The organism is Endozoicomonas sp. ALB115, from assembly GCF_049310245.1.
In the GTDB taxonomy this organism is placed as follows: Bacteria; Pseudomonadota; Gammaproteobacteria; order Pseudomonadales; family Endozoicomonadaceae; genus Endozoicomonas.
The window spans coordinates 1-8,461 of the sequence record NZ_JBLYZG010000109.1 but is presented as its reverse complement, the minus strand read 5'-3'; the positions used below and the strand labels follow the sequence as shown (position 1 = coordinate 8,461).

The following is an 8,461-nucleotide window of genomic DNA, read 5'->3' as shown; positions in this document are numbered from 1 at the left end:
GGACCTACAGATGTGCGGAAATCGCGTTATATCATGCGCTTGGCAAGTTACCTGAACCGGAAATGACCCACAGATTTTACTGACGAGGCAAAACTTTAGCTCATTGACCCGTTTTCCTGTGTCGGGATAAGGTAGAGCTTTAACGCAGTTATTATCAGACGATGGCTAATCCAGGGAGGATTAATGCCTCATAAACTTATCCTCAAGCTGTTGCTTGCCTGCTCTGTAGTGCTGAACATCTCTTCAGTTAAGGCTCAAACCCCAGCTGAGATTGATGAACCCCTCTATAAGCCGTTCATTGAGCGCTATATTCTTGATGAGCTCAAGAATCTCCGTCAGGATCAGCAGTTCATGCGGGCTGAACTGATCAATAAAGTTGCTGAGGCCCGGCTGGATGCCTCAGATCGGGCGGTTCGCTATACAACGGATACCGTTAACAATATCTTTTTCATCATTACTGGCGCGGCTTCGATTCTGGTTTTGCTTGGGTGGCGTTCATTGCGAGAGGTTCGTGAAACCATTAAGGCACAGGTCGAAAGCCAGGTTTCTCAGATGACACTGGAATATGAGAAAAGGCTGAATGAGCTTGAGACGAAGCTGGTCGTGCGTTCGGAGCAGATTATTTCTGCCCAGGAAAAGATATCGCAAACCAATCAGGTTCATTCATTATGGATGCGTGCAGGGCTTGAGACGAACCTCCATGAGCAGATCAACATCTATGACCAGATTCTTGAAATCAAGCCAGAAGATGTTGAGGCACTGACCTATAAGGCTGACTCGTTGCTGGATCTTGGTGAGGCCCGATGGGCGCTATCACTGACCAATCAGGCGATTGATCATGATCACGAATATGCGCTTGCCTACTGGCAAAGGGCCTGTGCAGAAGCGGCACTTGGGCAGCATGATGAAGCAGTACGGGACCTTGAAACCGCCATACTGCAATCTCCCGCATTAAAGGATGAAGTCGTCAGTGAGACGGCTTTTGAGGTTCTGCATGGCCATCTGTCGTTTAAGAAGTTGTTACAGCCAGAGATGTCGGATGTAGAGATGAGTTAGTTCTCGTCCAAAAAACCAACCAGCTGAGGACATGAGTATTTTATTCTGAAAAATAAGTGAAGCCCTTCTATTTTTCCATATCAGGTAGGAAAGGCTTCATGTAAAACATGAAACCCTATTCGAACCGTAACTATTTTGGCCTTAACTGACCTATATCATGAGGCTTACCTGTTGCCATATCGATATCATTCAAGAAAGCCTTTACCCGCGATCGGATATGAGCAATATGACTTTTATCCGTTGTCATAAAGCCAAACGGAATAGGTATGGGAGAAGTATCCGGTGCTGATAAATGATATATAACGACAGCAAATAAATCGCTGTTAACAATCACCTCAACGTTGCCGTTGCAGAAGTCTCCTGTGTAGCCAAACAGGCTATCTTTATCGAAATCCTCAAACTCTATTCCACAAACCCGCCGTAGCCGGTCATGATTTTCTGCCAGCGGCAAATACAATTTTGGCTGGTACAGCTTTTTGGCTTTTTTCCCCGTGGTTTTTGCGCTATCCCGTACATATTGTAAGCAACTAAGAACTTTTTCGGATTTTCCCCAGAAAGGATTATTGGGTACCAGCCATATTAACTCGTCAGCCTCATGCCTGGTTCTCTTTGGTTGCTTTACATTTTTTTCCAGTATCTCGGTAATCAAACGCCAGTTTTCAAGGGTATAAATGATACCCAGAAAGGGGGTGAGATCAGCCCCTCTAGGCGACCCCGTAGCGAGGACGACAGAAAATTGAGGATAAAAATTCGGTTTTTTGAGGTGAATAGCGGGGCTATTTGCCGAACAAAACGGAATTTTTAGACCAATTTGCTGCCACCGCAGTAGGGCAGTCTATTCTCGGACTAATGGGATGGTCCGCCCCTCCTAAACGGCTTCAAATGAGCCAAAATGGAGTTAACCATTTAAACAGGATTAACCGGAGCGAACCACCCATGACTATTTCAGTACTTGGTATCGATATTGGCAAGAACAACTTTCACCTGTTTGGTGTTGATGAGAAGGGCAGGAAAGTCATCAGAAAGAAGTTGTCCAGGAAGAATCTACTGGAGTACGTGGCAAATCTGGAGCCTTGCATTATCGCTATGGAAGCTTGTGGTGGTGCTCACTATTTGGCCCGGTTATTCATGAGCTATGGACATACTGTCAAGCTGATTTCACCTCAGTTTGTCAAGCCTTATGTCAAAACCAACAAAAACGACTACAACGATGCTGAAGCGATTACAGAAGCAGCTTCACGGCCCAGTATGCGTTTTGTACCTGTTAAGACGTCAGAGCAGCAGGCCTGGCAACTTCTGCACCGCTATCGTCAACAAGCAGTTGATCAGAGGACTGCCCTGGTTAACCAGATCCGGGGTTCGCTATTGGAAGAAGGTATTGTGGTTGCCCAGGGTATCGGTAAAGTTCGTGCCCAACTTCCACGTATTCTGGAAGATGCTGAAAATGGACTCCATTCACTGACCCGTGAGCTGTTGCATGGTTTATCAGAAGAGTTGGTCAGACTTGACCAGCGTATTCAACAGTATGACCAGAAAATTCAGGAACTGGCTTGTAATGACAACATTTGTCGTAGATTAATGACCATGCCGGGTATCGGAGCCATTATTGCCACGGCATTGAGAGCCGCCATTGGTGATGCAACTTATTTTCACTCTGGTCGACACCTTGCCGCATGGATGGGATTAGTTCCAAGACAGCACTCCACGGGTGGTAAGTCGGTCTTGCTGGGGATCAGTAAACGGGGTGATAAATACTTGCGCACATTACTGATACACGGCGCACGTTCGGTACTCCACTGCCTGAAAAATCAGGATGACCGTTGTAAAAAGTGGGTTAGCCAGCTTAATGAGCGTAGTAACCACAACGTTGCCACCGTTGGACTGGCCAATAAAATGGCTCGGATTGTATGGGTCATCATGACTCGCAATGAAGTTTACAAGGCTGCATGATGAAGTAAAGGCGTCAGCAGCAAAGTAAAGCATAAGTTTAGTCAAAGGAGAAACACCCGCAGATTGCGATGAGCATGTACAGTTGATGGCGAACAGGTAAAAACCGGCAACCTGAAACCTGATAGGAGACTTGGCCCTTGAGGCCGTCGGACTGATAAGGCCAGGTTGCGCGGATACCCATCAGGGCCAGAGGGTTAGACCTCGTTAATAGGCCGTATATATGATTGCAGTTATCTTTGTTTGCAAATTAACAAAACAGGCTCTTGCAAAACGGGGCGGACCATATAAGCCTCCTAGCTTGTTTGTCAAATATAAGGGTGTCCTATTTTCTATTTGAAAAACAAACAACCAACCAAGTACAGCCCAAAGATCAAAAAACCAAATACATGTGACAATACCCCTCCAGAACGATAAAACCACAAGATGCAAATACACCCCTGCCATATGACAAAAGTTATTGCTGCATAAAGCCCTCCGAGTAAAAAGCCATATGGATTTAGCACTCCATTATTCACAATTGAAGGCACTTGAGAATACAATAGAATAAGCCAGTTGGTTACTACGATGAAGTAAGCAACCATCATTGCCAATTTACACTTTTTTGCACTCATCTTGGCCAATAGCCCTAAGGCTTCAAGTAAGCTCGAACATTACAGTGAAACCATTTCTCTGTCACCGTATCATAGAATTTGGGTTTCTTGTATTTATCCGTCAACCCCGCTTTTAGGTCAGCCTCTTTCTGTTCCATGTAGTCTTGCCACATCGCTATATCCTTATCTACATATGGTTTAGCCCGATAGTGGTACTTTTCGAATATATAACCTCCACAATCAACTGCTTTAGATTTATCATTTTTAAGAATCCAAGATATAAAAACCTCATTCTCATTCAAAATACTAAAATAAATAGCTCCCTGAAAATTATCAGGCAAACCTTCCTTGACCTTCACTTTCTTTTCTATCCAGTCCCCTTCCTCTTCAAACTTCCAGCGAACCAGTCCATACTCAGGAGTATCCTTGATTGGAACAGAGCCAATAATGCTAAAGTCTTTTGACTTAAAGGGTATTATCATTTTTCCTTTATGGAATATATACTGATCCAGTTCATTTAACACTTCAGTAAAGTAGAGACTACTCTCAGTATCATTATGAACACCGATACTGTAAAAGTTTCTGCCAAATGCACTGCAACCACTCATCAAACTACTCACCATTAGAAGCAGATAAATAGCAGCATAGGTATTGAACTTACTTTTAACCATCGCCAAATACTCCATTCTCATCCAGCCAGACCTGATACAGATCCATATTAACTGTTCCACGGAAATTACCGTCGGGTTTGCTCTGAATCATATGCTCAAGATCAGGAAATTGAGGTGCAGTTCTCTGCCGTTCTGACTCTCGGGCAGCCTGATACTGAACACACCGGTTATCCACTTTCCTCTCGCACTTGGATGTAGGGGTAGGTTTAAAGTCAGGATCATTCGGATAATAGATAGCTCTATCCTCATTACCCAGTTTGCCCAGCCAGCCTCTCTCATCATGAATAACAGGCTTCTCAACGACTTTATGTTCATCTTTCAAATCACCCAGCTCAACACCTGCGCTCAATGCTTGATGATACATCCACTGCAAAGCTATATCTGAAAGGTCACTATCGCCATAACCACCACCTATATCAGAATGTGCACCAACAAAGCCCTGTTCAACAATATTGCCGCCGGAAGAAATATCGGCTCCCTCATTGGGCGATACTGAGGAAAGAGGAAATAAAGCTCTATGTTCATTGAGTGCTACAGCATGAGCTACATGGCCAATACGGCTATCAACGGAGAAGTCATAGCCAATATCTGTGCTATTCCCTGCCAGTCCCATTGAACCGACTGTATCAAACAGCCCCATAAAGCGAACATTCAGGGGATTGCATTCACTGACATTAGCCCAATGATTATTATCAATGCGTTCAAAGATCTCGTTAGAGAACTCCCTGGCAGCTGCAGCCCCACGACTGAACCCTACAATGTCAATAGTTCGATCCCATGAGTCCCGCCTTAAAAGAACATCGAGCATATAAAGAGCGTCGTTTACCCTCTCACGAGAGCCCAGGCCAGTCGCACCGCCAATGATATAGTCCAGCCAGCCATCAGTTCCTACACCCGGTTGATACAACACATCATCCTCAGAATATGCCTCCTCGTAATACCTCCTGAAGTATGAGACATTTGTTTCTGCTTCCGCATTAAGACCACCCAGATCATCTGCATCATTCCCCGTCCCATCAAAAGCAAACAAAAACAGTCCCAATGGATCAGTACTGACCAGCGGATTACTGTTCACATAGGCATAGGTATTGATGCCGCCTCTCAACCCTATGGGGTCGCTCTGGCTGTAGCGCCCGGTTTCCGGATCGTAGTAACGGTGGTAGTTGTAGAACAAACCGCTTTCATGGTCGTAGTACTGGCCTGCGAAGCGCAGGTTGATTTCCGTCTCCTTGCCATCACCGTCCGGGTCTTGGTTGGCCTGCCCCATCCCAAAAGCATCGCTTTGCCATTGCCAGACAATGGTTTGCTGGTCATTGGTCGCTTTTCTGGGAGTATTCAGATGATCCGTATGAAGGTAGGTGATTTGTTGACCTTTAGAATCATCCGTCATTGTCATGGCTACCGGCACCTGGTTCATCCACAGGTAGTTTTTGTGAGTCTCTTTCCCTGTCTGGCTGTCGACTCGGGTTTCCGCCATCAACTGGCCACTGAGGCCGTAATGGTAAACGGTATGTACCGGGCCATCGGCAGATGGCGTCATTTTATGGGTGCGCTGGCCCAGTGCGTTATAGGCGTAAGTGCCTGTTAGCTGGAAGTTGATGTAGGTCGCTACTATCTGGTTCCGGCGGTTATAGATATGCCTTCGATCCCTGGCCGCTGAGGTTTCGACCAGGGTACTGCCTGACCCACTGAGCAAGACCTGGGTGCTGCCATAAGATTGCAGTCGGTTGCTGTTGGCCAGGTAGTCTGCGCTCCAGATGGCGGTTTTTTGTCCTGGTTCTCCCATTCTGTGCTCTGTCCGGTTTCCAGCTTTGTCGTATTGGTAAAACTGCTCGTCGCTGACCCGGCTATCCAGTTCGGCAGTCAAGCGTGACAGTGCATCGTACTTAAAATGTCGTTCACTGTCATCGTCCAGCCAGATGGTTTCAATACTGTCAAAGGCATCATAACCATAAACCTGTTCCCAAAGTGTCTGACCTGGTTTGGGCTGGCTGGATGATGCCAGCATCAAGGCCGAGAGCCGACCGTCGGCATCAAAGCTTCTGTCCATCCACAGGCCATTGCCGTACCGCCAGTCACTGACGCCACTGAATGACTGATGCTTTACCTTATCTACTAAAGTCTTTTGGACTCCTGCCAGTTGTGTCTCAATACCCTTCAGACGATTTGCATCATAGCGGTAGTTCAACTGTTGCCCGTTGGGATAGGTGACTCCCAGCAACTTACTCGCCTTGCCATACTGGTAGCTCAGTGTGTAGACGTAAGACTGATCATTCAACTCAAAGCTGCGGCGATCAGTGATGGTATTGCCAAAGTCATCGTAGCCGTATTCAATCTTGCCACTGCCATCCTCAATAGAGGTCAACTGCCCTGTACCATTACCATGAACACCGTCTGTCTGGTCGTACTGGTAGCGGATATCCGACCCTGTGCCTGGATAATCGATAGCCACCAGACGATTCAGCAGGTCGTATTCAAACTGAATGCTCGTTCCAGTCGCATTTTCACGTCTCAGATGGCCAGAACCCGCCCGGATCTTGTTCCCGGCGCTGTTATAGTCGTAGACGATCACTCCGGTATCTGGGCTATCTACCTGAATGGTGTCACCAAAGCCATTGTAACGATAACGGGTAACCGCACCGTTGGCCGCCACCACTTCACTGATGCCACCCGTCTGACCATATTCAAACCGGGTAGAGCCGTTCATGGCGTCTATCACCTTGGTCAATTGACTGATGGCATTGTAATCATTGCGAGTGATGCGCTTTTCGTCTTTCCCTGCTTCGGTTGTGGTCAGAACATTCCCCAGTTTGTTATAGGCAAGCACCACTTCCTGCCCATGCTGTCCCAGCAGTTTGATCACCCTGCCCAGGAAAAAATAGGAAGAAAAAATAGGACATCCATATAAAATAACCCCTAATAAATACCGCCCAAAAGCCGCGAGCCCAGCAGTCCATTAAGCCCTGACAGCCACTCAAATGAGGATATTAATTGTTTATCACAACAAACAACAAACGAATCGGGGAAAAGTTAGAAATAACAGAGCTCCCCAGATGACAGGAGCAACAAATAACAACGGAAAAGTCGGATAATCAGCTTACGCTATGAAATAAACGACTACAGGTAAACAACCCCTGTACCCATTGCTGCCCCATTTCCCGAGCAAAAGTTTTCATGGCTTCTAGCCTGCCCACTGCCCGATAGAAGCGGTGTAAGCGCTTATTTAAGTACGTCTTCAAAACCCATCATCTGTCTGCCACGCTAACCCCTGTTTCAAAAACAGGAGCGAGCCGTGAATCAAAAACAACCAAACCGCCGCACTTCTGAACAGTGGCAAGGCCTCATCGATCAACAGCGGGAAAGCGGCATCAGCCAGAAAGCCTTTTGCCTTTCGCGCAATATCTGCCTGTCAACCTTCACATTGTGGAAGCGCAAACTAAGGCAGGCAACCGAAAGGCCTGATCAACCAGCACAACCAGACCCTGACTGGTTCGAATTTAAAACTGATTTTCACAACACACCATCAGACCTGCCTCCATGGGAAATTGAACTCGAATTACCCGGTGGTGTAACCCTGCGTATGCGGCGTTGATCATGTTTTTTCCTGAATCACAGGTGCGGGTCTGGCTTTATAACCGCCCCACCGATATGAGGAAGTCATACAACGGCCTGGTTGCTCTGGTGAAAAATACCCTTGAGGAAGACCCGTTGAGTGGGCAGTTGTTCGTCTTTATCAATCGTCGCCGAAACCAGTGCAAGGTGCTGTACTTTGAACGTAGCGGTTACTGCATCTGGAGTAAACGACTGGAGCAGGGTCAGTTTCACTCCCACGCCGGTCAGGCGGTTAAACAACTGCTGGCATTGACCGACCTGAAGCTGATCATTGACGGTATTGATACCCGTTCTATCCGCTATCACAAACGTTATGTAAAACCTGATACATCGAACAGCACAACCTCTGAGTAGCAGCTACATTCAAAGGCTATGAATCTACCTGTCCCTGTCAATCAACTCTGTCACCTGCAGCTGCTCCAGCAGTCGCAGGTGCTGTTGCAGGAGCACATATCCGCGAATAAACACCTGAAGCAGGAAAACGAGTCCCTCAAACATCAGCTGGCCTGGTTTAAACAACAGCTGTTTGGTGAAAAATCGGAAAAGAGACTGATAGAAAACCCGGACCAGCTGGCTCTCGGG

8 protein-coding genes are annotated in these 8,461 nt (G+C 46.8%); 5 read left to right on the top strand and 3 right to left on the bottom strand.

All coding sequences use genetic code 11. From position 1 onward, the window contains the following. The first annotated feature begins 183 nt into the window (after positions 1–183). Complete coding sequence (locus ACO6VE_RS23335; protein ID WP_422463776.1) at positions 184–1,056, top strand: tetratricopeptide repeat protein; 873 nt, start codon at positions 184–186, stop codon at positions 1,054–1,056. A gap of 130 nt (positions 1,057–1,186) precedes the next feature. Here the strand turns inward: ACO6VE_RS23335 and ACO6VE_RS23330 are convergent, their stop codons facing one another. Beyond that, entirely contained in the window at positions 1,187–1,705 is a 519-nt protein-coding gene (locus ACO6VE_RS23330) for a hypothetical protein (protein ID WP_422447337.1), read from the bottom strand. 287 nt (positions 1,706–1,992) lie between these two features. On the opposite strand from ACO6VE_RS23330, the gene ACO6VE_RS23325 reads away from it, so the two are divergent. Then, positions 1,993–3,006 (top strand): IS110 family transposase, encoded by a 1,014-nt coding sequence (locus tag ACO6VE_RS23325; protein WP_422463774.1) that lies wholly within the window; start codon positions 1,993–1,995, stop codon positions 3,004–3,006. A 625-nt stretch (positions 3,007–3,631) separates the two neighbouring features. Here the strand turns inward: ACO6VE_RS23325 and ACO6VE_RS23320 are convergent. Continuing rightward, entirely contained in the window at positions 3,632–4,267 is a 636-nt protein-coding gene (locus ACO6VE_RS23320; RefSeq protein ID WP_422447341.1) for a hypothetical protein, read from the bottom strand. After that, positions 4,260–7,130 (bottom strand): phospholipase effector Tle1 domain-containing protein, encoded by a 2,871-nt coding sequence (locus ACO6VE_RS23315; RefSeq protein ID WP_422463772.1) that lies wholly within the window; start codon positions 7,128–7,130, stop codon positions 4,260–4,262. The genes ACO6VE_RS23320 and ACO6VE_RS23315 overlap by 8 nt, the downstream gene beginning before the upstream one ends. A gap of 429 nt (positions 7,131–7,559) precedes the next feature. Between ACO6VE_RS23315 and tnpA the strand changes: the two genes are divergently transcribed. The 3 genes from tnpA to ACO6VE_RS23300 all read left to right on the top strand — a co-directional run. Further along, positions 7,560–7,859 carry an IS66 family insertion sequence element accessory protein TnpA gene (tnpA, locus tag ACO6VE_RS23310; protein ID WP_422444696.1) on the top strand — a complete coding sequence of 100 codons (300 nt, stop codon included), beginning with the start codon at positions 7,560–7,562 and terminating at the stop codon, positions 7,857–7,859. A gap of 2 nt (positions 7,860–7,861) precedes the next feature. Continuing rightward, complete coding sequence (gene tnpB / locus ACO6VE_RS23305) at positions 7,862–8,233, top strand: IS66 family insertion sequence element accessory protein TnpB (protein WP_101745387.1); 372 nt, start codon at positions 7,862–7,864, stop codon at positions 8,231–8,233. An 18-nt stretch (positions 8,234–8,251) separates the two neighbouring features. Further along, positions 8,252–8,461: transposase domain-containing protein (locus ACO6VE_RS23300; protein ID WP_422463770.1), on the top strand; the 210-nt coding region annotated here is incomplete at its 3' end.